The organism is Dactylosporangium sp. CS-033363 (genome assembly GCF_050942475.1).
GTDB lineage: Bacteria > Actinomycetota > Actinomycetes > Mycobacteriales > Micromonosporaceae > Dactylosporangium.
This window is the reverse complement of sequence record NZ_CP192032.1, coordinates 2,575,198-2,599,498: the sequence shown is the minus strand read 5'-3', so window position 1 is coordinate 2,599,498 and position 24,301 is coordinate 2,575,198. Positions and strand designations below refer to the sequence as shown.

The following is a 24,301-nucleotide window of genomic DNA, read 5'->3' as shown; positions in this document are numbered from 1 at the left end:
CACACGTGGACTTCGCGCTCTCGCCCAAGGCGGAGGAGACCGTCGCGCGGATGTGGGACTTCATGCGGGAGGAGGTCTTCCCGGCCGAGCCGGTGTGGTCCGCCCACCTCGCCGAGCACGGCGCGCACGCGTACCCGCCGGTGATGGACGACCTGAAGTCCTCCGCCCGCCGGCGCGGCCTGTGGAACCTGTTCCTGCCGGAGCTGTCGGGCCTGTCGAACCTGGAGTACGCCTCGGTCGCCGAGGTGTCGGGCTGGTCGCCGGTCATCGCCCCGGAGGCGATCAACTGCCAGGCCCCGGACACCGGCAACATGGAGACCCTGCACCTCTTCGCCACGGCCGAGCAGAAGGCGCGCTGGCTGGAACCGCTCATGGCCGGCACGATCCGCTCGGCCTACGCCATGACCGAGCCGGAGGTCGCCTCCTCCGACGCCACCAACATCCAGACCACCATCCTCCGCGACGGCGACGACTACGTCATCAACGGCCGCAAGTGGTGGATCACCGGCGTGGCCGACGAGCGCTGCCAGATCTTCATCGTGATGGGCAAGTCCGACCCGTCCGCGGAGACGTACCGCCAGCAGACGATGATCCTGGTCCCCCGCGACACTCCGGGCCTGGAGATCGTCCGGCACCTGCCGATCTTCGGCTACCAGGACCAGCACGGCCACTCGGAGCTGGTCTTCCACGACGTCCGCGTGCCCAGCTCTCATCTGCTGGGCGGCGAGGGCGACGGTTTCGCGATCGCCCAGGCCCGCCTCGGCCCGGGCCGCATCCACCACGCGATGCGCGCGGTGGGCATGGCGGAGCGGGCGTTGGCCCTGATGGTCGCCCGCGCGAAGTCCCGGGTGGCGTTCGGCCAGCCGCTCGCCGAGCAGGGCGTGGTCCGCGAGCTGATCGCCCAGTCGCGCATCGACATCGACCAGGCCCGGCTGCTGGTGCAGAAGACGGCGTGGCTGATCGATCGGCACGGCGCCAAGGGCGCGCGCACGGAGATCGCCGCCATCAAGGTTGCCGCGCCGGCCATGGCCACCGCGGTGATCGACCGCGCCATCGAGGTCTTCGGCGCCGCCGGGGTCGGGGATGACACCCCACTCGCGTACTTCTACGCCTGGGCCCGCGTCCTCCGCATCGTCGACGGCCCGGACGCGGTGCACCGCCGGACGATCGCCCGCGAGGAACTCCGCCGCGAGCGCCCCTACGCCGGTTAGACCGGCCGCACACCGCGCCGCCCCACGAAAAGTAGACCTGGTGGACAGCGCACCGCCCCACGAAAAGTAGACCTGGTGCACATCGAGCCCCCCGACGCAAAAGTCAACCGGGTGCACGCGGTGCCGTCCCACGCAAGGTAGACCCGGTGCACAGCGCACCGCCCCACGAAAAGTAGACCCGGTGCACAGCGCACCGCCCCACGAAAAGTAGACCCGGTGCACAGCGCACCGCCCCACGAAAAGTAGACCCGGTGCACAGCGCACCGCCCCACGAAAAGTAGACCTGGTGCACATCGCACCGCCCTGCGAAAAGTAGACCGGGTGTACGTCGGCCGGCTCTGTGCGAAGTAGACCGGGTGTACGCGGTGCCGTCCTACGCGGGGTAAACCGGGGCGCGCCGTTCGCGCAGGGCGGCCAGGCCCTCGGCGTAGTCGGGGCCGTCGAGCAGCTCGCCCTGGTCGTCGAGCTCGTGCTGCATCGCGGACTCCAGGGCTTCGGCATCGGCCCGGCGCAGGGCGAGCTTGGTGCGTCGCAACGCCTCCCGCGACGCACCGGCGGTCCCCGCGGCCAGGGCGTGGGCGATCTCCAGGAGTTCCCCGGCCGGAACGACGTCGGAGACCAGACCCCACTCGAGTGCCGCCGCGGCCGGAACCCGCTCGGCGAACAAGGCCATCCGTGCGGCGCGCACCCGCCCGATCGCCGCCGGGAGCAGATGGGTCGCGCCCCCGTCGGGCGTCAGGCCGATCCTCACGAACGGCACCTGGAACCAGCTCGTATCGGCGGCCACCACCGCATCGCAGGCCACCGCGAACGAGACCCCGACGCCGACCGTCGGCCCGTTCACCGCGGCGATGACCGGGATGTCGGCCCGGACCACGGCCAGCACGACGTCGTTGGCCGCCGCGACGATCGCCCGGCCGTCTTCACCGCCGCCGGCCGCGCCCGCCGGGGAGACGTCGGCCCCGGCGCAGAACGCCCGCCCCTCCCCCGTCAGCACGACGCAGCGCACCCCGGGCGTGCCGGCCACCTCCCGCAGCCGGCTCGCGAGCAGCCGCATGCCCCCGAGGTCGAGGGCGTTGAGCCGGTCGGGCCGGTTCAGGGTGACCGTCGCGACCGGGCCGTCGACCGCGATCCGCACGGTCATCGGGTTGTCGCCGTGACGAAGGGGGTCAGCCGCGCGGTGATGATCTCCTGGGCCTCGGCGACCATGCGGTGGACCAGTTCGGCCACCGTCGGGATGTCCTCGATCAGGGCCTGCGACTGCCCGACGGTCCAGAGGCCGCGCTCCAGGTCGCCCGTTTCGTAGACCTCGCGGCCGCGGACGCCCGCCACCAGGTCGCGGACGTCGGCGAACTCGCCGCCGGCGCGGAGGATTTCGACGACCTCGTTGCTGATGGTGTTGACCGCCACCCGCGAGGTGTTGCGCAGGGTGCGGAAGATCAGGGTCGTGTCGAGCTCGGTCGAGTCCACGATGCGCTGCTTGACCTTTTCGTGGACCGGGGCCTCCACCGTGCACATGAAGCGGGTGCCCATGTTCACCGCGTCGGCGCCCAGGGCCAGGGCGGCGACCAGGCCGCGGGCGTCCGCGATGCCGCCCGAGGCGATGATCGGCACCGAAATGCGGCTCGCGGCCGCGGCGATCAGGATGAGGCCGGGGACGTCGTCCTCGCCCGGGTGGCCGGCGCACTCGAAGCCGTCGATGCTCACCGCGTCCACGCCCAGCGACTCGGCCTTCAGGGCGTGCCGGACGCTCGTGCACTTGTGGATCACCTTGATGCCGGCGGCCTTGAAGGCCGGCATGTGGTCGGCCGGGCTGAAACCCGCGGTCTCCACCGTGCGGATGCCGGACTCGATGATCGCCGCTCGGTACTCCGCGTACGGGGGTGGCGTGATGGCCGGCAGGATGGTGAGGTTGACGCCGAACTCACGGTCCGTCATCTCACGGCAGCGGGCGATCTCCTTGACCAGCGCCTCGGGCGTCGGCTGGGTGAGCGCGGTCAGGAACCCCAGCGCGCCGGCGTCGGCCACCGGGGCCACCAATTCGGCCCGGCCGACCCATTGCATTCCGCCCTGCACGATGGGGTGCTGGACGTTGAACTCACGGGTGAAGCGCGTCTCGATCATGCCGGCGTCTCCTGTGCAAAAATTGATGTTAATATCACTTTTAGTTATCGCGAGAGCCCGGCAGGAAAGCAGGACCGATGCCACGCCAGTACTCCAAGGGAGCGCGCACGGCGGCCGCGTTTCTCGAGGCGGCCCGCAAGGAGTTCGCGACCCGCGGGTACCTCTCGACCAAGGTCGAGGACATCGCCCGCACGGCCGGTCGGTCGCCCGCGAGCTTCTACAACTACTTCACCGACAAGGCCGACGTGCTGGCCGCGCTCGCCCAGGCGTTCCACGAGGACACCCGGGCGCAGATCTCGGTGCCGTACCAGAAGGGCCGCCCGCCCCAGGAGGCGATCCGGACCGCCATCACGATCTTCTGGGAGACGTACCGCGACCGGCTCGGCGCGCTCAGCGGCGTGTTCCAGGCGTCGATGGCGGACCCGGCGTTCCTGGAGAGCTGGCGGGAGATCCGGCAGTCGGCCATCGACTTCATCGTCTCGGGCGTCGAGCGGGCCCAGAAGGAGGGGTACTGCCCCGGCATCGACGTGCGGATGACCTCGTCCGCGCTGTCGTCGATGCTCGAGCTCTCCTGCTACGTGTGGCTGGCCCAGGGCGGCGACGACGGCAACTCCCGCGTCGACGAGGAGGCGGCCATCGACTCGCTGGCCAGCATCTGGTACCACGCCATCTACTGGCGTCCCGAGGAGCATGACTAGCGGCCCAGCACGCGCAGCTCGACCTCGGTGCGCCGGCCCAGCGCCGCGACCACCTCGGCGAACCGCTCGGGGTCGAGGCCGGCCCTGATCTCGGCGACCAGGTCCCGCTCGCCGGCCACACCCAGCTCGGCGAATACGGCCGCGTCGACCTCCCGCCGCTCGGGCCCGGCGGCCAGGTCGCGCCGCACCGTCTCGAGCGCGGCGACACAGGCCTTCAGCAGGTACCGCCCGCGGCCACTGACGGACGGCGCGAGCTCGTCCCGCAGCGTCTCCACGACGGCCTCCAGCAGCTCGTCGTGGCTTGGCACGGCAGCGTGCGATGTCATCTGCGCTCCAAAGTCATTGCAGCAGCCCGAGCAGGTCGTACTCGACCTCGACCACCCGCCGCCCGACGAGCGCCAGGTCGATCGAGCGGGTCGTGCCGGACCGGTGCCGGTCCGCCTGCTGCAGGCAGCCGACGGCCCAGATCCAGGTGCCGAGCACGACCGCCCACGCGAAGTCGGCGTCGGAGACGTCCGCGCCCGACGCGGCCCGGTACCCGCCGAGGAAGTCCTCGACATCCCCGAACCCGCCGATCACGCCCGGCCCGCGGAAGCGCCAGCTGCGCACCGCGATCCAGCCGAGGTCCTCGAGCGGATCGCCGCGGTGGGCCGACTCCCAGTCGAGAACGCCGACGAGCCCATTGGCGTCGACCACGAAGTTGCCGAGCCGGAAGTCCCCGTGCGTCACAGTCGTCCGCCGGTGTACCGGCTGACGCTCCATCAACCACGCATAGGCCAGCTCGAGCACGGGGCGGTCGGGGTCGAGCCGGTCGAGCGTCGCCCGGTACTCCACCAGCCGGTCCTCATCGGGCAACCCAGGAATGACGCCGGGATCGACGGTGTGCAGCCGCCCGAGCGCCTCGCCACACTGCCGGGCGAGCTTCGCCCCGTCCACCGAACCATCGAGGATCCGGCGCGGTACCGTCTCGCCTTCGAGGCGTTCCAGCACCAGCCCGCCGGGCACCACCGCGACCGCCTCGGGCGCCGCGACCCCGGCCGCACGGGCGGCCCGTAGCACGCTCGCCTCGAACTCGGCGCCCGAACCGCGCTGCTCCCCCGGCGGATCGGTCAGCAGGATCAGCTTGCGCCCGGCGGACTCAAAGGCCCAGACCTCCCGCGAGGAGCCGCCGGTCAGCCGCTCCAGCCCGGTCACGGGAGCATCGAGCAACACAGCAAGGGAGTCCGCGTTCATCGGGCGGCCACCCGGTCCCACGTGCCCGCCGTGAACGGGTCGCGTTTGAGCTCCACCTTGCGCACCTTGCTGGTCGGGGTCTTGGGCAGTTCGGCGAGGAACTCGATGTACCGCGGAACCATGAATCTCGGCATCGTGGACACGAGGAACTCGGCGAGCACCGCGGCCTCCAGCTTGGTGTCCGGCATCGGCACGACGCAGATCTTGATCTCCTCCTCGCCGTCGTCGGACGGCACGCCGATCGCGGCGCATTCCAGGACGTCCGGGTGGGCGGTGACCATGGACTCGACCTCGAACGAGGAGATGTTCTCGGAGCGCCGCCGGACCGCGTCCTTGGCCCGGTCGACGAAGAAGTAGTTGCCGTCGGCGTCGCGGCGGAAGGCGTCGCCGGTGTGGTACCACCCGTTGCGCCACGCCCGCGCGGTGTCCGCGGGCCGGCCGAGGTAGCCGACGTTCATCGTCCACGGTCGCTCGGCGCGCACGATCAGCTCGCCGATCTGGCCGTCCGGCACCTCGGCGTCGAAGTCGTCGACGATGCGCAGCTCCAGGCCGTCGCGGGCCCGGCCGCAGCTGCGGTGGTCGACGACGAGGTCGCCGGTCGCGATCGGCCAGCCGGCCTCGGTCATCCCGTAGTTCGTGCGCATCCGCAGCCCGAAGCGCTGCTCGAAGGCGGCGTAGTCGGGCAGCAGCGGTCCGCCGGTGATGCTCTTCAGCGGGTTGTCCAGGTCGTCCGGACGGGCCGGCTGCCGCCACAGGAAGTTCGCCATCGCGTAGAAGGCCCAGGCCCGGGTACACCCATGGGCGCGCACGTCCGGCCAGAAGCGGTCAGTCTTGAAGCCGTCCCGGAACACGAACGTGCCGCCCCAGTGCGCGACGATCTGCAGCGGCACCTTGCCGCCGAGGTGGAACGCGGCGAACGGCGCGTACAGCACGTCGCCCGCGCCGATGTCGTCGAACGCCTCGATCCCGGTGAGCAGCTGCCCCCACGGCGTCAGCACGCCCTTGGACGGCCCGGTCGTACCAGAGGTGTAGATGATCGCCGCCAGGTCCCACGGCTTCGGATCGTCCACATCGGACAGTACCGCCGGGTCGAACTCGAGCGGCTGCCCAATATCCAGCGTGAAGACCGCGGTGCCGGGAGGAGCGGCCCGCCCCAGCTCCTCCGCGCGATCGGCGACCGTGACGATCAGCCGCGGCCCGGAGTCGTGCAGCACGTGCCGGAGCATCTCGCCGCGGTACGCCGGGTTGATCGGCACCTGCACCGCGCCCCGCCACCCGCACGCGATCCACAGCGCCTGCTCGTCGACGCTCGTCGGCAGCAGCACCGCGACCCGGTCCCCCGGTCCGACGCCGTTGTCCTTCAGCAGCCCGGCGAACTCCTCGACCCGCCGCTGAAAGGCGCCATAGGTGTACCGCCCCCGCTCCACGTCGATCAGGAAGTCCCGGTCGGCCAGCTCCACCGCCCGCCGCCGCAGCAGGCCCGGCAGCACCCGCGCCGGGTCCAGCGTCGCCTCACGCACTGCCCACCTCGCTCAGGTAGCTGCGCTCCAGCTTCGACCAGTCCCGGGCCAGCTCGGCCGAGCTGCCCTCGGTGATGACGCGGCCGCGGCGCAGCACGTACGCCCGGTCGGCCACCTCCAAAGCCCGCGCCGCCTGCTGTTCGACGAGCAGCACGCCGAGCCCGTCGTCGGCCGCCTGCCGGATGGCCCGCAGCAGCCGGTCGACCACCAGCGGGGCCAGGCCGAGCGAGAGCTCGTCGGCCAGCAGCAGCGCGGGCCGCCCGGCGAGCGCCCGGGCCAGGGTCAGGATCTGCTGCTCGCCGCCGGAGAGCAGGCCGGCCCGCCGGTCGAGCAGCGGGGCCAGTTCCGGGAACGTGTCGAGCGCGAGCTGGCGCGAGCCGCGGCCGAGGCGCAGGTTCTCGGCCGTGCTGAGCTGCATGAAGACCGAGCGCTCCTCGGGTACGAAGGCCATCCCTTCCCGGGCCCGCCGGTGCAGCCGCGCCGAGGCCGGCTTCCCGCGCCACTGCACCGATCCGGCGAGCGGCTTCAGCTCCCCGGCCAGGGTCAGCAGCGTCGTGGTCTTCCCGGCGCCGTTCGGCCCGAGCAGCGCCACGATCTCGCCGGGCCGCACCACGAGGTCGAGGTCCCGCAGCGCGGCCAGATCCCCGTACCCCGCGCTGAGCCCACGCGCCTCGATGAGCGGCTCACCCTCCACAGCGGCCGGCGAACGCTCCACCACCTCAACCGGACCGCCCTTCGCACCGTCGCCAAGGGAGGCGGCGACAACAGCCGGCTCGGAACCGCCCGATGAACGCTCGACCAGACCGGAGTTCGCACCGTCGCCGAGAGAGGCGGCGACAACAGCCGGCTCGGAACCGCCCGATGAACGCTCGACCGGACCGGAGTTCGCACCGTCGCCGAGAGAGGCGGCGACAACAGCCGGCTCGGAACCGCCCACAGCGCGCTCGACCGGACCGGCCTTCACGGCGTCGCCCAGGTAGGCGGTGATGACGGCCGGATCGGAGCGGATCTCGGCCGGCGTCCCGCTGGCGATCAGCTTGCCGAAGTTGAGCACCGACACCCGGTCGCTCACGTCCAGTACGACCGACACGTTGTGCTCGACCAGCAGCACCGCCATCCGCAGCTCGGTAGCCAGCCGCCGGATCAGGTGCCCGAGCTCGGCGGTCTCGGTGTCATCCAGCCCAGCGGCCGGCTCGTCCAGCAGCAGCACCGACGCACCGGTGGCAACGGACCGGGCGATAGCGAGCAAGCGGCGGCGACCATACGGCAGCTCGTCCGGCTTGCGCTCGAGGTCATCCTCCAGGTGGAACTCGCGGATGGCGGCGAGCGCCGCGGGCGAGTACCGGTCCCGGCCCGGGTGCACGAGGTTGGCCAGGAACGCCAGCCAGTCCCGCCGATCGCTGGCGGCGAGGAGGTTCTCCCGTACCGTCATCGTCTCGAACAGTTCGAGGCTCTGGAACGACCGGCTGATCCCCGCGGCGGCGCGGCGCTGGGCCGGCCAGCGGCCGATGTCCTGCCCGTCGAGGGTCATCGCCGCGCCGGGGCTCTCCACGAACCCGGTCAGCGCGTCGATCAGGGTCGTCTTGCCGGCCCCGTTCGGCCCGATGAGCCCGTGCACCTGCCCCGGCACCAGCTCCAGCGCGACGTCGTCCAGCGCCGTCACGCCGCCGAAGCGCACCGTCAGCCCGCGGACGTCCACCGTGCGCTCGGTGACGCTGAACTCGGTCGGGTCCGGCAGCGCCGCCACGGGCCGGCGGCGGCCGCGCGTGCGGAACCACTTGGGGATCAGCCACCCCGGGAGGCGTTGCGTGGCGAGGCCGTTGGGCAGCTGTGGCAGTACCAGCAGCAGGGTCAGGCCGAGGATCATCTGGCCGACCTCGTTGCGGGAGATGAACTGGGCGAACGCGGTGCCCGGGAACAGCTGCGAGATGACCCCGGACAGCAGGCCGGCCGGGGCGTACATGGCGCCGATGACCGCGCCGACGAGGTAGCCGATGCCGCCGATGATGGAGAACACGACGGCGAAGATGGACTGGAACGCGGTGTACGTCGGCACGAAGGTCACGTTCGGCTGCCGGAACGACAGCAGCACGCCGCCCGCCGCGGCCAGGCCGGCCGAGATGCCGAACGCGAAGATCTTGGCCCGGGTCACGCTGATGCCGAGGCTGGCCGCGGCCCGCTCGTTGGAGCGGACGGCCACCAGGCGGCGCCCGGCCCGGCCGCGGCGCAGGTTCGCCACCATCAGCGCGGCCAGGATGAACAGCACCAGGCAGAAGATCGCGTAGCGGCTGGGCCAGAAGTAGGTGTCCATGTCGACGCCGAAGATCTTCGGCGAGCCGACGTTGATGCCGGTGAAGCCGCCGGTGCGCTCGGTCGAGGAGAAGATCTGGTGCTCCAGCACCACCGCGAGGCAGAGCGTCACGACGGCCAGGTTCATCCCTCGGGTGCGCAGGGCGGGCAGGCCGACGATGATGCCGACCGGCACCGCGCCCACGACGCCGGCCAGCAGCGCCAGCCAGAACGGCACGCCGTGGTCGGCCACGAGCCGGGCCGCGATCCAGGCGCCCATGCCGGCCAGCGCCATCTGCGCGAGCGAGAGCTGTCCGGTGTAGCCGGTGACGACGACCAGCGACAGCACGACGAGGCCGAGGGCGAGCGTGATCTCCGTGGCGCCGAGCAGGGCCGGGGGGAACACGAAGTACAGGAGCAGCAGGGCTATGACACCGGTGGTGAGCAGCACCCAGGGCCGCACGATGCCGGTGCCGAGCTGGGGCGGGCGCTGGATGGCCTCGCCGCGCAACGGGAGCGAGCGGCCGGAGATGACGAGCACGAGGATGATGACGATGAAGGGCACCGTCTGGCCCCAGCCGTCGGCGTGCTGGCGGGTGCCGATCCAGGCTACCTCGGACTCCAGCATGCCGATCAGCAGCCCGCCGGCCATGGTCAGCGGGAAGGACTTGAACCCGCCGAGCAGTGCGGCGGCCAGGGCCGGCACGATCAGCATCGCGAGGTTCTCGACCTGCAGCGTGCCGATGCTGACGATCAGCACGGCCGAGACGACGCTCAGCGCGCAGCCGATCATCCAGTTCACGGTCGCGATGGTGTCCGGGGAGATGCCGAGGGCCGAGCTGGCCCGGCCGTTCTCGGCGACCGCGGAGGTGGCGAGGCCGAAGCGCGTCGAGCGGTACACGATGGTCAGCACAACCGCCAGCGCGACCCCGATCGCGAGGATGGTGAGCCGGTCCGTGCCGATCCGGATGCCGGGCAGGACGGTGGTCGACCCGCCCGGCAGGATGGACTGGACGATGCGGGCCCGTCCGACGCCGAAGAGGTACTGCCCGAGCCCGAACAGCAGCGCGAAGACGCCGAGCGTGGCGATGAGCCGCGACACCGGTGGCGCGTCCCGCAGCGGCCGCATGACGAGCTGGTGGACCAGCGCCCCGATGAGCAGCCCCACGCCGATGGCGAGCAGTGCCGCCACCGGCGCGGGGGTGCCGTCCTCGCGCTGGAGGTAGAACACGTAGGCGCCCAGCATGCCGACCGCGCCCTGGCTGAAGTTCAGGATGCCGGAGCCGCGGTAGATGAGCACGATCCCGAGGGCGGACAAGCCATAGATCGCGCCGGCCCCGAGTCCGAGCACGGCGAACCTGATCACGTCGGTCAGCATGGTGGGCCGATCCTCAGCCCTTGGCCGGCGTCGGGCAGTTCTGGCCGGTGTAGGCGTCGCGGAAGGTGTCGTAGACCGGGAGTTCCTTGCCGCCGGTGTACTTCACGATGAAGGCGCAGGAGGTGAAGATGCGCGGATAGCCGCCCACGTTGCCCTTGGTCCACTGGATCGGCGGGGTGAGGCCGATGTCGATGCCGCTCATCGTCGGCAGCGCGTCCCACAGGGCGGTGTTGGTCGGGTCCGGCACCTTCTTGGCGGCCGCGGCGAAGGCGAGCACCGCCGCGTAGGCGTTGAGCCGGAAGCCCCGCGTCTCGGTGAGGCCCTGCTTCGACATGGCCGCGACGTAGCTCTTGGTCGCCGCGTTCTCGTACGACGGCGGCAGGTAGCCCAGCGCCTCGTACAGGCCGTCGGAGGAAGCCCCGAGCGCGTCGGCGACCTTCTCCTTCTGGGTGCCGATGATGCCGATGGCGACGTTCGGCGCGTCCTTCTTGAGCTGCTTGATGAAGGCGGTCGAGTCGGTGCCGGGAAGAACGGTCAGGATCGCATCGGTACCGTTGGCCAGCACCGCCTGCACGTAGGGCGCCATGTCCGGGGCGCCGGTCGGCACCGGGACGTCGTTGAGGATCTTCTGGCCGCTGGACGTGAGGCCCTGGTTGGCGAAGCCGCTGAACGCGCCGCCGCCGTCGATCTGGATGCGGGCCATGCTGATCTTCTTGAAGCCCTGCGCGGCGAGGGCGTTGGCCAGCGACGCGGTCTGGATCGGCGTGCTGCCGTCCAGCGGGAACTGGGCGACCTCGGTCAGGTCGGTGCCGGAGGTGACGGCGCCGATGATCGGGATCTTCGCCTCCCGCAGGATCTTCTCGTGCCCCTTCTGCAGGGTCAGCTCGCCGACCACGGCCGAGACGCCGAGGCTCTGGGCCTGCCGCGCGCAGTTGTCGGCGGTGTTCGGGTCGTTGCCGGTCTTGCACACGGTCAGCTCGATCGGCCGGCCGTTGACGCCGCCGTTCGCGTTCACCTGCGCCAGGCCGGCGTTCGCGCCGTCGACGAGCTCCGGGGCGGCGCCCGAACCGGTCTCGTCGTAGATGAGCATGACCTTCACCGGGTTGCCGGCGGCGGTCGCGCCGCCGCCCGGGTTGGCCACCGGCGACTTGCTCTTGTCGTTGCTACAGGCGGACAAGGCGACGAGCGGTAAGACCAGCGCCGCCGCCAGGCGGATCCGCAGCGTCCTCATGGATGCCTCCATCAAGGCCAGGGAAAAGGGTGGGGTGTGGGCCTGATACTGACATTAGTTTCAGAAAAATGGAACGGCGGTTCGATCACGCTTTGGCGGTCGCCTGGGCGGCCGGTGCGGCCGGTTCATGGCGGACGTCCTCGGGCGTGAAGGCGCGGGTCCAGGCGGCGAACTCGAGCAGGATGCCGTCCGGGTCGAAGAAGTACAGCGAGCCCACGTACACGCCGTCGTGCATGCGCGTGGCGATGGTCGACGGGCTGTCGTCGTGGAACAGGACCCGCCCGACCTCCACGCCCTTGGCCTTGAGGCGCTCGCGGTACTCGTGGAACTTGTCGACGGGAATCTGGAAGGCCACGTGGTTCATCGAGGCGACCGCGCTCGCGATGTCGCCGAAGCCGGGCATGGCGCCGGGATGCGTCACGCCGGGCACCTTCTCCGGCGCCCCGGGGAACCAGAAGAACGCGAGCGCGTTGCCGCCGCCGCAGTCGAAGAAGAAGTGCTGCCCCATCCCGTCCGGCAGCTCCACCGTCTTGATCAGCGGCATGCCCAGCACGTTGGTGTAGAAGTCCACCGTGCGGCGCATGTCGCTGCAGACCAGCGCGAGATGGTTGATCCCGCCGATCTCGAACTCTCTGTCGGCCATGGTTTCCCCTTCGAAGTGCTCAGATCCCGGCTCGGCCGGCGACCAGTTCCAGGTGCGACGCCGCACCACCGGCGAGCTGACTGTTGGTGTGGGCCCGCTTGAGAAAGACGTGCGCGGGGTGCTCCCAGGTGAAGCCGATGCCGCCGTACGTCTGGATCGCGCCCTCGGCCGCCGCCAGGTACGCCTCCGTGGCGGCGAGCTTGGCCACGGACGCCGCGAGGCTCGCGTCCGGCGCGTCGAGGTCCAGCCGGCGCAGCGCGTAGCCGACGCTGGCCACCGCGCCGTCGAGCCGGCTGGAGAGGTCGGCCAGCCGGTGCTTGACCGCCTGGAACGAGCCGATCGGGCGGCCGAACTGCAGCCGCTGCTGTGCGTAGGCCACGGCGTCGCGCAGCACGGCCCGCGCGCCGCCGATGGAGTCGGCGGCGACCAGCGCGGCCAGCTCGGCGCGCAGCCGCTCCCCGTCACACTCCCCGACGTGTGTCACCGCGGACTCGTCGAACTCGACGCGCCACAGGACCCGGGTCGGGTCCAGTGTGGACAGTGGACGCCGCGCGACGCGATCGGCCGGCACCACGGACAGGCGCGAGCCGTCCACGATCGCGAACCAGTCCGCCGCGCCGCCGTCGAGCGCGTAGCCCTCCGGCAGCACCAGCGCCAATCTCCCGGGCAACGGCGCCGCCCGCAGCGCCAGCAGGCCGAACATGTGGCCCAGCAACGGTGTCGCCACCGCAACCGCGCCACACTCCTCGATCGCCACGCCCAGGTCCTCGAACCCGGTCTCGGTGACGCCCAGGTCGGCCAGCGCCTCCCAGGAAGCGCCGCGCTGCACGACCGCGGCGACCGAGGCGCGCCATGCCTCGCGCTCGGCCACGCTGAGCGGGCTCATGGCCGCAGGGCGGCGGCGGCCTGGCTGTCGAGGTACTCGTCGATGCGCGAGATCCGCCCGCCGGTCACCGTCACCACCAGGCACGCGTGGATGTCGAGCTCCGTGCCGTTGGGGGCGGTGCCGCGCAGGACGTGCTGCTCGACGTAGCCGGTCGGCGTGGCGTGCCGCACGACCTCCTCGTAGCGCTTGTTGCCGACCTTGCGGTGCAGCCAGTTGAGCACCTTGAGGTTCTGGTCGACGTGCTGCTCGTGCTGGTCGTCGTTGTGCCAGACCACCACGTCGGGGGTGTAGATCTCGTTGCGCAGCGCGTCGAGGTCGTTGGCGTCGATGGCCGCGGTCAGGCGCTCGGCCAGCGCGAGCGAGACGTCCGCCGGGCTGGTCGTAGATTCGCTCGTCGTCATCACAATCCTAAAAGTAACGTCAGTATCAGAAAATGACTAGTGGACGATGTCGGACCAGGGCGCCTGGTTGCGGTAGTCGCCGCGCAGGAGGCGCTTGGCCACGACCATGCGGTGCACCTCGTCCGGGCCGTCGTAGATGCGCGCGTACCGGGCGTCGCGGTACATGCGCTCCAGCGGGGTGTCCTCGGTGACGCCCATCGCGCCGTACACCTGCAGGGCGCGGTCGACGACGTCGTGCAGCATCTGGGCGCCGAAGAACTTGATCAGCGAGATCTCCATCCGGCCGTCCAGCCCGGCGTCGATCTTCCGCGCGCCGTCCAGGGTCATCAGCCGGGCGGCCTGGATCTGGGCGGCGGACTCCGCGATGTACCGCTGAATCTCGCCCTTCTCCGCCAGCACCGAGCCGTGCGCGTAGCGGGAGTTCGCCCGGTCGCACATCAGCTCGAAGGCGCGCTGGGCCTGCCCGAGCCAGCGCATGCTGTGGGTGATCCGGCCCGGCCCGAGCCGCGCCTGGGCCACCTTGAAGCCGCCGCCCCGGGGCCCGAGCAGGTTGGCCGCGGGCACCCGCACGTTGTCGTAGCGGACCTCGCAGTGGTTGCCGCCGTAGTGGCCCATGGTCCGCACGACCCGCTCGATGTTGTAGCCGGGCGTGTCGGTCGGCACCAGGATGAGCGAGAACTGCTCGTGCTTCGGCGCGTCCGGATCGGTCTTGACGAACACGCTGGTGTACATCGCCTTGTTCGCGCCCGACGTGAACCACTTGTGGCCGTTGATGACCCACTCGTCGCCGTCGAGCACCGCGGTCGACTGGACCAGCGTCGGGTCGGAGCCGGCCACCTCGGGCTCGGTCATCCCGATCGTCGGGCCGGTCACGCCCTCGAACAGCAGCGGGATCCAGTGCGCCTTCTGCTCCTCGGTGCCGAACTCGAGCAGCATCAGACAGTCCTGAAAGGACAGTGTGCCGAGGGCCTCGGTGCCCCAGTACGAGCGGCCGACGATCTCGTTGATCATGACGTACTCCATGAACGGGAGCCCGCCGCCGCCGATCGACGTGGGGTGCCCGAGCGCCCACACGCCCCGCTCCTTGGCGAGCTTCTTCAGCTCGGCCATCGCGTCGGCGCTGCTCTCGTCGTTGCGGTCGAGGACCGGCTCCCGCGGGATCAGCTCCTCGTCGACGAACCGCCGGACGTCCTGGCGCTGTTGGGCGAAGTCCCGGCTGGACAAGACACCACTTCCATTCTTGATAGTAACGTCAGATTCAGTTTTACAGCCGTGTTACGCCGCTGGTCAATCCGCAAAAAGGTCACCGCGGGATCTGCGACCAGGGGGTGTCGCGGGGCAGGCCGGGCTCCCTGGGCAGGCCCAGCACGCGCTCGCCGATGATGGTGCGCATGACGTCGGAGGTGCCGCCGGCGATCGTGTAGGCCTGGGACTGCAGCCAGGTCCACACCGGGTCGTCCGGGGCCGGGCCACCCGCGCGCACGGCGTCGGCGTCGTACACCAGCCCGGCCGGGCCGAGCAGCTCCACCGCGAACCGGGCGATGCGCTGCTCCAGCAGGGCGCGGCGCAGCTTGAGACCGGATCCGCCCGGTCCCGGCCCGCCCTCGGCCCGCGTCTCCCGATCGCGCAGGGCGGCCAGGCGCAGCACCTCGGCGTCCACCCAGAGCCGGGTCAGCTCCGTGCGCCGGGCCGGGTCGGAGCCGGTCCGCCGCCAGGTCTCGACGGCCAGCGCGATGGCACCCGACCCTCGCTCCCCCACGGACGCGCCGATCACGGTCCGCTCGCTGGCCAGCATGGTGGTGGCGACCTTCCAGCCGGCGCCGGCGGCACCGACCCGGGCGTCGTCGCCGACCCGCACGCCGTCGAGGAAGACCTCGTTGAAGTGCGTGCCGCCGGTCAGGTCCCGCAGCGGCCGGACCTGCACGCCCGGGGCGTGCATGTCGATGACGAACGCGGTCAGCCCGGCGTGCTTGGGGGCGCCGGGATCGGTGCGGGTCAGCGCGAGGCCGAAGCGGGCGGTGTGGGCGAGGGACGTCCACGTCTTCTGGCCGTCGACGACCCAGGCCGTACCGTCGCGAACGGCTTTTGTGGAAAGGCCCGCGATGTCGGACCCGGCGCCCGGCTCCGAGAAGAGCTGGCACCAGATGTGCTCGGCGGTGAAGATCGGGCGGAGCAGCTCCCGCTGCGCGGGCGTGCCGTGCACCGTCAGCGCCGGCGCGACCATGCCGATGCCCATGGGATTACGTTCCCAGGACGCCAGCCGCCCGGCCGCTCCCAGCACGGCGTCCACCTCGGCCTGCCGGTCCGGGCTGAGCCCCAGGCCCCCGGCGCCCTCGGGGTGGTGCACCCAGGCCAGCCCGGCGTCGAACTGGGCCCCCAGGAAGTCCGCCTCGTCGCTCTCGCGGACGACCTCCTCGACGTACTGCCGCAGCTCCTCCGGGCCCATCATTGGATCAGCGTCTTCCGCCCGGCCCAGTACTCGTCCTTGAGCTTGCGCTTGTACAGCTTGCCGGTCGGCAGCCGCGGCAGCTCACTGACGAAGTCGACCGAGCGCGGGCACTTGTAGTGCGCGATCGACGCCCGGCAGAACGCGATCAGCTCCGCCTCCGTCTCCGGCCCGGGTTCGACGCCCGCCGCGAGCTGCACGACCGCCTTCACCGCCTCGCCGAAGTCCTCGTCCGGGACCCCGATCACCGCCGCGTCGTACACCTTGTCGTGGGTGATGAGCAGGTTCTCGGTCTCCTGCGGGTAGATGTTGACCCCGCCCGAGATGATCATGAAGCTCTCCCGGTCGGTGAGGTACAGGAAGCCCTCCTCGTCCAGGTAGCCGATGTCGCCGACCGAGCTGGCGCCGAGCTCGGGGTCGCGGGTGGCGGCGGTCTTGGCGGGGTCGTTGAAGTACTGGAAACCGGCCTGGCCCTTGAACCACACCGTCCCGGCCACTCCCGGCGGGCAGAGGCGGCCGCCCTCGTCCCGGATGAGCAGCTCCCCCATCGCCGCCCGGCCGACCGTGCCCGGGTGCGCGAGCCACTCCGGCGAGGTGCAGAACGTGTAGCCGATCCCCTCGCTGGCCGCGTAGAACTCCAGGATGATCGGCCCCCACCACTCGATCATCTGCCGCTTGACCTGCGGCGGGCACGGGGCCGAGCTGAGGATGACGGTGCGCAGCGACGACACGTCGGCCCGGCGGCGGCGCTCCTCGGGCAGCTTCAGCAGCCGGGAGAACATCGTCGGGACCAGCTGCGAGTGCGTGATCCGGTGCTCGGCGACGAGGTCGAGGTAGCGCTCGGCGTCGAACGACTCCATGATCACCGAGGTGCCGCCGGCCCGCAGCATCATCGACACGCTGCCCTGCGGCGCCGAGTGGTACAGCGGCGCCGGCGAGAGGTACACGCTGCTCTCGTCGAGCCCCCACCGCCGGCTCTGGATGCGCGACCCGAGCGGCTCCTCGGCCGGGTGGGCGACGGCGAGCGGGTGGTAGATGCCCTTGGGGCGGCCGGTGGTGCCGGACGAGTACAGCATCGCCGTGCCCTGCTGCTCGTCCGCGATCGGCCCGGTCGGCTGATCGGCCACTGCCCGGTCGTAGGACTCGAACGGCGCCGGCGGGTCGTCCGCGTCGGCCATCAGCCACCGCTCGACGCCGGGACAGCGCGCCGGCAGCTGCCGGGCGAGGTCGAGCTTGGCCGCCGACGTGACCACGATGCGGGCCGCGCTGTCGTTGATGATGTACGCGGCCTCGTCGGCCGACAGGTAGTGGTTGATGCAGGTGTAGTAGAGGCCGCTGCGTTCGGCGGCCGCCTCGCTCTCCAGCAGGCGCGGGTTGTTCTCCATGAGCATCGCCACGTGGTCCCCGAACCGCAGGCCGCTGCCCCGCAAGAGGTGCGCCAGCCGGTTGGCCTCGGCCTCGTACTCGCCGTAGGTGACCCGCGTGCCGGACTCCGCCATGAGGATCGCCAGCCGGTCCGGGTGGGCCCGCGCGATGTGTGTGGCGTACATGGTCGGAGTGTGCCGCAGCCGCCGATTGTGTGCAATAGTGCAGACCAGTGCGGCGCCAACGGCGTTTTTGCGTCGCCAGAGCCTCAGATTGTGCACATTCGGAGGAGCCATCGTGACGAACGGTCCACTGTCGGGCGTCCGCGTGCTGGAGCTGGGCAGCTTCATCGCGGGCCCGTTCGCCGGTCAGCTGCTGGCCGACTACGGCGCCGAGGTCATCAAGCTCGAGCCGCCCGGCACGGGCGACCCGATGCGCCGCTGGGGCGTGGTGCAGGACGGCCAGAGCCTCTGGTGGCCGGCCATCGCCCGCAACAAGCGGTCGGTCGCGCTGAACCTGCGCGACCCGGAGGGCCAGGCGGTGGCCCGCGCGCTCGCCGAGCGCTGCGACGTCGTGCTGGAGAACTTCCGGCCCGGCACCCTCGACAAGTGGGGCCTGGGCTACGAGGCCCTCGCCGCCGTCAACCCCGGCATCATCGTCGTGCACGTCTCGGGGCTCGGGCAGACCGGTCCGCGCTCCCGCGAGGCCGGCTTCGGCAGCATCGGCGAGGCGATGGGCGGCATCCGGTTCACCACCGGCGACGCCGGGTCGCGCCCGGCCCGGACCGGCATCAGCATCGGCGACTCCCTGGCCGCCCTGTTCGCCGTGGTGGGCACCTCCACCGCCCTGGTCGAGCGGGCCCGCAGCGGCCGCGGCCAGGAGGTCGACGTGGCCATCTACGAGGCGGTCGCGGCGCTCATGGAGTCCACGATGGTCGACTACGAGCGGGCCGGCGTCCTGCGCACCCGCACCGGCAGCGTCCTGCCCGGCGTGGCACCGTCCAATGTGTACACCACCGCCGACGGGGCCGAGGTGGCGATCGCCGGGAACGCCGACGCGGTGTACCGGCGGCTGTGCACCGCCATGGGCCGCCCGGAGCTGGCCGACGACCCGCGCTACGCCGACCACGAGGGCCGCGGGCGCAACGCGGCCGTGCTCGACGAGGAGATCGAGCGCTGGACCGGCTCGCTCGGCGCGGAGGAGCTGCTGCGGGTCCTCGCCGAGCACGGCGTGCCGGCCGGGCGGATCTACACCGCGCCGGACATGCTCAGCGACCTGCACTACGCGGCCCGGCAGATGGTGCTGCGGCCGGAGACGCCCGACGGCCCCGCGGGCCCGATGGCCGGGATCGTGCCGAAGTTCAGCCGCACCCCCGGCGAGGTGGCCGCGGTCGGGCCGCGCCTCGGCGAGCACACCCGCGCCGTCCTCGGCGAGCTGGCCGGGGTCACCGACGAGGCCTGGAAAGACCTCCTCACCCGCGGGATCGTGGCCGAGTGAGCGCCATCGTCACCGGGGCCGGCCGGGGCCTCGGCCGCGCCCACGCCCTCGCGCTCGCCGCCGCCGGGCACGCGGTCGTCGTGGCCGACGCCGACGACGGGCCGGCCGGGGCGGTCGCGGCCGAGATCGAGGCCGCGGGCGGCACCGCCGTCGCGTGCCGGCTCGACGTGACCGACTTCGCCGCGACCGGAGCGCTGGTCGCCTCGGTCGTCGAGCGCTTCGGGCGGCTCGACGCCGTGGTCGCCAACGCCGGCATCCTGCGCGACCGGACCCTGGCCTCGATGAGCGAGGCGGAGTGGGATGCCGTCATCGCGGTACACCTCAAGGGCACCTTCACCGTCGCGCACCATGCCGCCGCCCACTGGCGGGCCCGGGCCAAGTCCGGCGAGGACGTCGACGGCCGGCTGGTCACCACGACCTCCGCCTCCGGGCTGTTCGGCAACATCGGCCAGTCGAACTACGCGGCCGCCAAGGCCGGCATCGCCGCGTTCACCCTCGTCGTCTCCCAAGAACTCCGCTCGTACGGCGTGCGCGTCAACTGCGTCGCCCCGAGCGCCCTCACCCGGCTGACCGAGGCCCCGCTGATCCGCTACGAGGGCGAGATCACCGACCGGCGCCGCGAGGAGCTGGACCCGCACTGGGTGGCCCGGATCGTCGCGTGGCTGTGCGGGCCGGGCGCCCGCGACGTCACCGGCCGGGTGTTCGACATCCGCGGCCCGCAGGTCGGCATCGCGTCCGGCTGGCACCTGGAGCCGACCTTCACCCAACCCGACGATCCCGACGAACTCGACCGAGCGCTCCGGGCGGCCATCGCGGCCGCGCCACCGGCGGCGGACATGGAGGGGCAGCGCCATGCCTGAGGAGACACTGCCTGACGGACCACTGCACGGCATCCGGGTCCTCGAACTGCTCGGCATCGGGCCCGAGCCGTTCGCCGGGATGCTGCTGGCCGACCTGGGGGCCGACGTGCTCGCGCTGCGCCGGCCCGGCCAGGTGCCGGGCGGCGGCGGCCTGGAGCGCGGCCGCGCCGTCCACGGCGTCAACCTCAAGGACCCGGCCGTGCTGGAGCGGGTGCGCGGTTTGGTCGCCTCCGCCGACGTCATCCTGGAGGGGTACCGGCCGGGCGTCGCCGAGCGGCTCGGGCTCGGGCCGGCGGAGTGCCACGCGATCAACCCGCGGCTCGTCTACGGGCGGATGACCGGCTGGGGGCAGACCGGGCCGCTCGCCCACACGGCCGGGCACGACATCAACTACATCGCCATCACCGGCGCCCTGCACGCGGCCGCGCGGCGCGGGCAGCCGCCGACCCCGCCGGCCAACCTGCTCGGCGACTTCGGGGGCGGCGGGATGTACCTGGTCACGGCGGTCCTGGCCGCGCTCGTCGAGCGCGCGCGGACCGGGGTCGGGCGGGTGCTGGACATCGCCATCACCGACGGGACCGCGTACCTCGCCTCGATGCTGTACGGGATGCACCGGGACGGATCCTGGAGCGACGAGGCGGGCACCAACCTGCTCGACACCGGGGCGCCCTTCTACGACGTCTACGAGTGCGCCGACGGGGGGTACGTCGCGATCGGCGCCCTGGAGCCCCAGTTCTTTGCCGTGTTGTGTGAGCTTCTGGGCGTCGACCCGGCCCTGCGCGAGGACCCCGCTCGCTGGCCGGCGCTGCGGGCGGCGATCGCGGCGGCCGTGCGGACCCGGACGCGGGACGAGTGGGCCGCGCTCGCCGCCTCGACCGACGCCTGCCTGGCGCCGGTGCTGAACCTGAGCGAGGCGCAGAAGTACGACCACGTCGTGGCCCGTGGGCTGTTCGGGGATGACGGAATGCCGCGGCTCCCGATCGGCGGCGCCGCGGCCGGGGGGTGGTCGCTGTGACCGACGCCGTGATCGTCGACATCGTCCGGTCCGCCTCCGGGCGCGGCAAGCCCGGCGGGGCGCTGTCCGGGCTGCACCCCGTGGATCTGCTCGCCACCGTGCTGCGCGCGCTCGCCGACCGCACCGGGATCGACCCCGCGCTCATCGACGACGTCGTCACCGGCTGCGTCGGCCAGGCCGGGGAGCAGGCGGCGAACATCGGGCGCAATGCCGTACTGGCGGCGGGGTGGCCCTTGAGCGTGCCCGGCACCACCGTCGACCGGGCGTGCGGCTCCGGCCAGCAGGCGCTGCACTTCGCCGCCCAGGGCGTGCTGGCCGGAGCCTACGACGTCGTCGTGGCCTGCGGCGTCGAGTCGATGAGCCGGGTCCCGATGGGCACCGCGATGGTCGGCGGCGCCGATCCGTTCGGCCCCGGCGTGGCCGCGCGGCTGGCCGGGAACGGGCTCGTGTCGCAGGGCATCGCGGCCGAGCTGGTGACCGCCCGCTGGGGCCTGAGCCGGTCGGAGCTGGATGCGTACGCCGCGCGCTCGCACGCCCTGGCCGCCGCGGCGCAGTCCGCGGGCGCGTTCGCCGACGAGATCGTCCCCGTCGGCGCACACACCGCCGACGAGACGATCCGGCCGACGACCACTGTGGAGGGTCTGGCCGGCCTCAGGCCCGCGTTTCAGGACGACGCTGTGCTTGCCCGCTTCCCGCAGCTCGGCTGGCACATCACCGCGGGCAACTCCTCGCCGCTGACCGACGGGGCCGCGGCCGCGCTCATCATGAGCTCCGCGCGGGCGGCATCCCTGGGGCTGCGACCGCGGGCCCGGTTCCACGCGTTCGCGCTGGCCGGCGACGACCCCGTGATGATGCTGACCGCGCCCGTCCCGGCCACCCGCAAGGTCCTCGCCAAGGCGGGCCTCGCGCTCGACGACATCGACGCCTACGAGGTGAACGAGGCCTTCGCCCCGGTGCCGCTCGCCTGGGCGGCCGAGCTCGGCGCGGACCCCGACCGGCTCAACCCGCGCGGCGGCGCGATCGCCCTCGGCCACCCGCTGGGCGGCTCCGGCGTCCGCCTGATGGCCACGCTGGTCAACCACCTCGAACAGACCGGCGGCCGGTACGGGCTGCAGACCATGTGCGAGGCCGGCGGCCAGGCCAACGCGACCATCGTGGAACGGCTCTGACGCGGGATCTCGAACACGCCGGTGCCGGCTTCGTCGAACGGCTCTGACGCGGGACTTCGAACACGCCGGTGCCGGCTTCGTCGAACGGCTCTAGCGCGGGATTTCGAACACGGCGATGCCGGCTTCGTCGAACGGCTCTAGCGCGGGATCTCGAACACGGCGGTGCCGGCGAGATGGACCTCGCCGGTCTGCCGGGTCGCCCGCAGCGCCACCGTGCAGACCGTGTGCGAAGCGGTCTCCTCGACTGCGGTGATTTCGCCGGTGTACGTGAGGATGTCCCCCGGCCACGCGATGGCCCGGAACTGCACGTCGAACCGCCGCACGTGATCCGGCCCGAAATGGTCCGCGGCGAACGCGGCGAGGACGCCGGCCTGGCGCATCCCGACCGCGAACACCGTCGGGAACCCGGCCGCCCGCGCGAACTCGGCGTCGTGATGGATGGGGTTCATGTCGCCCGATGCCCCTTGGTACCGCACGAAGTCGGTGACCGTGAGCGGCCCCTCGACCAGCGGCGCGCGGAACGCTCCCAGCTGCGTCATGCGGTCGGCGCCTGCTCGGTCAGCACGAGCGTGGCCCGCGCCTCGGCGACGAGCTTCCCGCCGGCGTCCCGGAACTCGGTGACGATGTCCGCGAACTCGAGCGTCCCGCCGCGCCGCCCCTGCTTGGTGTAGACGCGGTCGATGCGCTCGCGGCAGTGCAGCACGGTGCCGGCGCGGGGCGGCGGCCCGTGGAAGACGTACTGCTGCCCGGCGTGCAGGACCCGCGACAGGTCGGGCGGCGAGTCCCCCCACGGCGAACTGTCCCCGGTCGTCCAGAACGCACTGGAGGCGAGAAACGTCGGCGGCGAGACCGGTTCGTCGTCGCCGTACCGCGGATGTGCTGTTTTGACGGCCGCCCCGAACTCGCGAATCTTGCCCCGCTCGACCGTCATCGTGAACTCGGCGCCGGACCGCCCCTCGAACTGCGACAGCTGACCCATGCCCCGAATTGTGCGCAATCCCGGGCTTCTTGTCTACGATCTCGCTCACTTGGCCTCAGATTGTACACAAACTACTTGCGGCCGATGCGGTACTCCAGCGTGAGGAACGGCAGCCCGAACACCGAGAAGGCGTGATCGGCCCGCAGCTCCCCGTCCCGCACGTAGACGTCGAGCTCCTCGGCGAACCCGGGCACCCCCAGCGTGGTGAGCGCGCGGCTGTCGGCGTCGATGTAGCTCAGGTAGTGCCCGGTCTGCCCGTCGTGCGCCTTGCTCGTCAGCCGTAGGCCGCCGTCGCCCCGCTCGCGTGGGGCGAGGGTGGCGGTGAAGTTGGCCTGCGGGAGCGGGAACCCGACGCTGACGTACCCCCGGTCCCCGTGCCGGTAGGTGGTGTAGATCCCGACGTAGATCGGCTCCCCGTTGTGCGCGAACGACCGAATCCACCCGCGCGTCGACACCACCCCGTCGTCCCCGGTGATGGTGTCGATCCGGCTGTGCATCCCCCGCTGCGCCTCACGCAGGTTCATCGGCACGTTGGCCTGCCCGAGCGGCCGCGCGACGAGGGTGCGATAGAGGAGGTACCCGGGCCGGACCCACGCCCGCCACCGGGGCACGATGTCGAGCGTGAACCGGGTCGTGTGCTCGTAGAACTCTCTGACCAGCGGATCCACCCCGGCCGGGTCGAACTCGGGCCCCTTGAGCGCGTCGAGGTCGGCCACGATCCCGATGTCGGCCGCGGCTTCTTCGTACGCGCCCCCGGTAGCGGCGGCCAGGTCCCTGACGTAGCTGGTACCGACGTATCTGGTGCGGGCTTCGAGCGGTACGACGAAGGGCATTTGTTCTGCGGTTGCACTTTCGGCGAGCAGCTCGACCTGGGGCTCCCGGAACACCAGCTGCGACACCGTCCGAAACGCCACGACGCTGGCCGCGGCGACCTGGGCCGGCGGCCGGTCGCGCATCACGGCACCGACGGCCAGACCAACGACCGGACCCAGCGCGACCTTGTGCGGGCGGATGCCCATGGCGCCGGCCACTGCCCCGGCGGCGACGCCCACGGCGAGCGGGGAGGCGCCTGCCTTGCCGGCGGCCCAGCCTACGGGGGCGGCGAGGGCACCGCTGGCGGCGATGCGCGACCAGACCGCGGGGATCTCGTTCTCGCGCTGGCGGGCCCTCGCGACTCCGTCGATCGCGGCCAGGGCACCGGCGCCGAGGGCGGCGGCTTTGAGCGCTGACTTGGGGCCGCGGTGCGCACCCAGGGCGGCGCCGGCGGCGGCCCCCATGAGCGCGGCGAATCCGATCCCCTGTACCCGCTTGGCATCCACGCCTCTTTCATACACGCCCCGGGCCGAGCGAATCGGG

The 24,301-nt window shown here is 71.9% G+C and carries 22 protein-coding genes; 6 read left to right on the top strand and 16 right to left on the bottom strand.

Annotated features, from left to right (window positions below; translation table 11 throughout):
• Positions 1-5: 5 nt before the first annotated feature.
• On the top strand, positions 6-1,211 hold the full coding sequence (locus tag ACQPZ4_RS11995) for an acyl-CoA dehydrogenase family protein (protein ID WP_433059052.1): 1,206 nt from the start codon (positions 6-8) through the stop codon (positions 1,209-1,211).
• A gap of 373 nt (positions 1,212-1,584) precedes the next feature.
• On the opposite strand, the gene ACQPZ4_RS11990 is transcribed toward ACQPZ4_RS11995, so the two are convergent.
• Together ACQPZ4_RS11990 and ACQPZ4_RS11985 are read right to left on the bottom strand one after the other, a co-directional pair.
• Entirely contained in the window at positions 1,585-2,355 is a 771-nt protein-coding gene (locus ACQPZ4_RS11990; RefSeq protein ID WP_433059049.1) for an enoyl-CoA hydratase-related protein, read from the bottom strand.
• Positions 2,352-3,335 carry an NAD(P)H-dependent flavin oxidoreductase gene (locus ACQPZ4_RS11985; protein ID WP_433059047.1) on the bottom strand — a complete coding sequence of 328 codons (984 nt, stop codon included), beginning with the start codon at positions 3,333-3,335 and terminating at the stop codon, positions 2,352-2,354. Before ACQPZ4_RS11985 ends, ACQPZ4_RS11990 begins: the two co-directional genes overlap by 4 nt.
• Before the next feature lie 77 nt (positions 3,336-3,412).
• Here ACQPZ4_RS11985 and ACQPZ4_RS11980 point away from each other — a divergent pair, with 77 nt between their 5' ends.
• Positions 3,413-4,033 carry a TetR/AcrR family transcriptional regulator gene (locus tag ACQPZ4_RS11980; protein WP_433059044.1) on the top strand — a complete coding sequence of 207 codons (621 nt, stop codon included), beginning with the start codon at positions 3,413-3,415 and terminating at the stop codon, positions 4,031-4,033.
• Here ACQPZ4_RS11980 and ACQPZ4_RS11975 read toward each other — a convergent pair.
• The 11 genes from ACQPZ4_RS11975 to ACQPZ4_RS11925 all read right to left on the bottom strand — a co-directional run bounded on the left by ACQPZ4_RS11975 (position 4,030) and on the right by ACQPZ4_RS11925 (position 17,610).
• Complete coding sequence (locus ACQPZ4_RS11975) at positions 4,030-4,359, bottom strand: DUF6285 domain-containing protein (RefSeq protein ID WP_433059041.1); 330 nt, start codon at positions 4,357-4,359, stop codon at positions 4,030-4,032. The two genes, ACQPZ4_RS11980 and ACQPZ4_RS11975, sit on opposite strands and share 4 nt — an antisense overlap.
• A 13-nt stretch (positions 4,360-4,372) precedes the next feature.
• Complete coding sequence (locus ACQPZ4_RS11970) at positions 4,373-5,227, bottom strand: phosphotransferase family protein (RefSeq protein ID WP_433059038.1); 855 nt, start codon at positions 5,225-5,227, stop codon at positions 4,373-4,375.
• A gap of 35 nt (positions 5,228-5,262) precedes the next feature.
• Complete coding sequence (locus ACQPZ4_RS11965; RefSeq protein WP_433059036.1) at positions 5,263-6,786, bottom strand: AMP-binding protein; 1,524 nt, start codon at positions 6,784-6,786, stop codon at positions 5,263-5,265.
• Positions 6,779-10,453: an ABC transporter permease subunit gene (locus tag ACQPZ4_RS11960; protein ID WP_433059033.1), complete on the bottom strand. Its 3,675-nt coding sequence runs from the start codon at positions 10,451-10,453 to the stop codon at positions 6,779-6,781. Before ACQPZ4_RS11960 ends, ACQPZ4_RS11965 begins: the two co-directional genes overlap by 8 nt.
• A 13-nt stretch (positions 10,454-10,466) precedes the next feature.
• Positions 10,467-11,684, bottom strand: coding sequence for an ABC transporter substrate-binding protein (locus tag ACQPZ4_RS11955; RefSeq protein ID WP_433059031.1), 1,218 nt, complete (start codon positions 11,682-11,684; stop codon positions 10,467-10,469).
• 85 nt (positions 11,685-11,769) lie between these two features.
• Positions 11,770-12,327, bottom strand: coding sequence for a VOC family protein (locus tag ACQPZ4_RS11950; RefSeq protein ID WP_433059029.1), 558 nt, complete (start codon positions 12,325-12,327; stop codon positions 11,770-11,772).
• Between the two features lie 19 nt (positions 12,328-12,346).
• On the bottom strand, positions 12,347-13,213 hold the full coding sequence (locus tag ACQPZ4_RS11945) for an acyl-CoA dehydrogenase family protein (protein WP_433059026.1): 867 nt from the start codon (positions 13,211-13,213) through the stop codon (positions 12,347-12,349).
• On the bottom strand, positions 13,210-13,614 hold the full coding sequence (locus ACQPZ4_RS11940) for a nuclear transport factor 2 family protein (protein WP_433066462.1): 405 nt from the start codon (positions 13,612-13,614) through the stop codon (positions 13,210-13,212). The genes ACQPZ4_RS11945 and ACQPZ4_RS11940 overlap by 4 nt, the downstream gene beginning before the upstream one ends.
• A gap of 36 nt (positions 13,615-13,650) precedes the next feature.
• Complete coding sequence (locus tag ACQPZ4_RS11935) at positions 13,651-14,838, bottom strand: acyl-CoA dehydrogenase family protein (protein ID WP_433059023.1); 1,188 nt, start codon at positions 14,836-14,838, stop codon at positions 13,651-13,653.
• Positions 14,839-14,917: 79 nt separating this feature from the next.
• A complete protein-coding gene (locus tag ACQPZ4_RS11930; protein WP_433059020.1) occupies positions 14,918-16,063 on the bottom strand; it encodes an acyl-CoA dehydrogenase family protein in 1,146 nt (381 codons plus the stop codon).
• Positions 16,060-17,610, bottom strand: a complete 1,551-nt coding sequence (locus ACQPZ4_RS11925; RefSeq protein WP_433059017.1) for an AMP-binding protein — start codon at positions 17,608-17,610, stop codon at positions 16,060-16,062. The genes ACQPZ4_RS11930 and ACQPZ4_RS11925 overlap by 4 nt, the downstream gene beginning before the upstream one ends.
• A 112-nt stretch (positions 17,611-17,722) precedes the next feature.
• Here ACQPZ4_RS11925 and ACQPZ4_RS11920 point away from each other — a divergent pair, with 112 nt between their 5' ends.
• Genes ACQPZ4_RS11920 through ACQPZ4_RS11905 form a run of 4 tightly spaced genes read left to right on the top strand, consistent with a single transcriptional unit; the run spans position 17,723 to position 21,966 of the window.
• The gene (locus ACQPZ4_RS11920) at positions 17,723-18,922 is read left to right on the top strand and encodes a CaiB/BaiF CoA transferase family protein (RefSeq protein WP_433059015.1); all 1,200 of its coding nucleotides are present in this window, start codon (positions 17,723-17,725) and stop codon (positions 18,920-18,922) included.
• Positions 18,919-19,782, top strand: coding sequence for an SDR family NAD(P)-dependent oxidoreductase (locus ACQPZ4_RS11915; RefSeq protein WP_433059013.1), 864 nt, complete (start codon positions 18,919-18,921; stop codon positions 19,780-19,782). Before ACQPZ4_RS11920 ends, ACQPZ4_RS11915 begins: the two co-directional genes overlap by 4 nt.
• On the top strand, positions 19,775-20,797 hold the full coding sequence (locus tag ACQPZ4_RS11910) for a CaiB/BaiF CoA transferase family protein (protein ID WP_433059010.1): 1,023 nt from the start codon (positions 19,775-19,777) through the stop codon (positions 20,795-20,797). The genes ACQPZ4_RS11915 and ACQPZ4_RS11910 overlap by 8 nt, the downstream gene beginning before the upstream one ends.
• Positions 20,794-21,966, top strand: a complete 1,173-nt coding sequence (locus tag ACQPZ4_RS11905; RefSeq protein WP_433059007.1) for a thiolase family protein — start codon at positions 20,794-20,796, stop codon at positions 21,964-21,966. Before ACQPZ4_RS11910 ends, ACQPZ4_RS11905 begins: the two co-directional genes overlap by 4 nt.
• 137 nt (positions 21,967-22,103) lie before the next feature.
• Here ACQPZ4_RS11905 and ACQPZ4_RS11900 read toward each other — a convergent pair whose 3' ends face one another.
• From ACQPZ4_RS11900 to ACQPZ4_RS11890, 3 genes are all read right to left on the bottom strand, one after another.
• Positions 22,104-22,505 carry a MaoC family dehydratase gene (locus tag ACQPZ4_RS11900; protein ID WP_433059004.1) on the bottom strand — a complete coding sequence of 134 codons (402 nt, stop codon included), beginning with the start codon at positions 22,503-22,505 and terminating at the stop codon, positions 22,104-22,106.
• Positions 22,502-22,945 (bottom strand): FAS1-like dehydratase domain-containing protein, encoded by a 444-nt coding sequence (locus tag ACQPZ4_RS11895; protein WP_433059002.1) that lies wholly within the window; start codon positions 22,943-22,945, stop codon positions 22,502-22,504. Before ACQPZ4_RS11895 ends, ACQPZ4_RS11900 begins: the two co-directional genes overlap by 4 nt.
• Positions 22,946-23,016: 71 nt before the next feature.
• Positions 23,017-24,264 carry a hypothetical protein gene (locus ACQPZ4_RS11890; RefSeq protein WP_433058999.1) on the bottom strand — a complete coding sequence of 416 codons (1,248 nt, stop codon included), beginning with the start codon at positions 24,262-24,264 and terminating at the stop codon, positions 23,017-23,019.
• Positions 24,265-24,301: the final 37 nt, after the last annotated feature.

Bases quoted from the DNA above. Each gene is read 5' to 3' on its own strand.
- ACQPZ4_RS11945 (WP_433059026.1), bottom strand. From the start codon at position 13,213: ATGAGCCCGCTCAGCGTGGCCGAGCGCGAGGCATGGCGCGCCTCGGTC.
- ACQPZ4_RS11955 (WP_433059031.1), bottom strand. From the start codon at position 11,684: ATGAGGACGCTGCGGATCCGCCTGGCGGCGGCGCTGGTCTTACCGCTC.
- ACQPZ4_RS11900 (WP_433059004.1), bottom strand. From the start codon at position 22,505: ATGACGCAGCTGGGAGCGTTCCGCGCGCCGCTGGTCGAGGGGCCGCTC.
- ACQPZ4_RS11975 (WP_433059041.1), bottom strand. From the start codon at position 4,359: ATGACATCGCACGCTGCCGTGCCAAGCCACGACGAGCTGCTGGAGGCC.
- ACQPZ4_RS11895 (WP_433059002.1), bottom strand. From the start codon at position 22,945: ATGGGTCAGCTGTCGCAGTTCGAGGGGCGGTCCGGCGCCGAGTTCACG.
- ACQPZ4_RS11960 (WP_433059033.1), bottom strand. From the start codon at position 10,453: ATGCTGACCGACGTGATCAGGTTCGCCGTGCTCGGACTCGGGGCCGGC.
- ACQPZ4_RS11980 (WP_433059044.1), top strand. From the start codon at position 3,413: ATGCCACGCCAGTACTCCAAGGGAGCGCGCACGGCGGCCGCGTTTCTC.
- ACQPZ4_RS11990 (WP_433059049.1), bottom strand. From the start codon at position 2,355: ATGACCGTGCGGATCGCGGTCGACGGCCCGGTCGCGACGGTCACCCTG.
- ACQPZ4_RS11950 (WP_433059029.1), bottom strand. From the start codon at position 12,327: ATGGCCGACAGAGAGTTCGAGATCGGCGGGATCAACCATCTCGCGCTG.
- ACQPZ4_RS11925 (WP_433059017.1), bottom strand. From the start codon at position 17,610: ATGTACGCCACACACATCGCGCGGGCCCACCCGGACCGGCTGGCGATC.
- ACQPZ4_RS11985 (WP_433059047.1), bottom strand. From the start codon at position 3,335: ATGATCGAGACGCGCTTCACCCGTGAGTTCAACGTCCAGCACCCCATC.
- ACQPZ4_RS11930 (WP_433059020.1), bottom strand. From the start codon at position 16,063: ATGATGGGCCCGGAGGAGCTGCGGCAGTACGTCGAGGAGGTCGTCCGC.
- ACQPZ4_RS11910 (WP_433059010.1), top strand. From the start codon at position 19,775: ATGCCTGAGGAGACACTGCCTGACGGACCACTGCACGGCATCCGGGTC.
- ACQPZ4_RS11940 (WP_433066462.1), bottom strand. From the start codon at position 13,614: ATGACGACGAGCGAATCTACGACCAGCCCGGCGGACGTCTCGCTCGCG.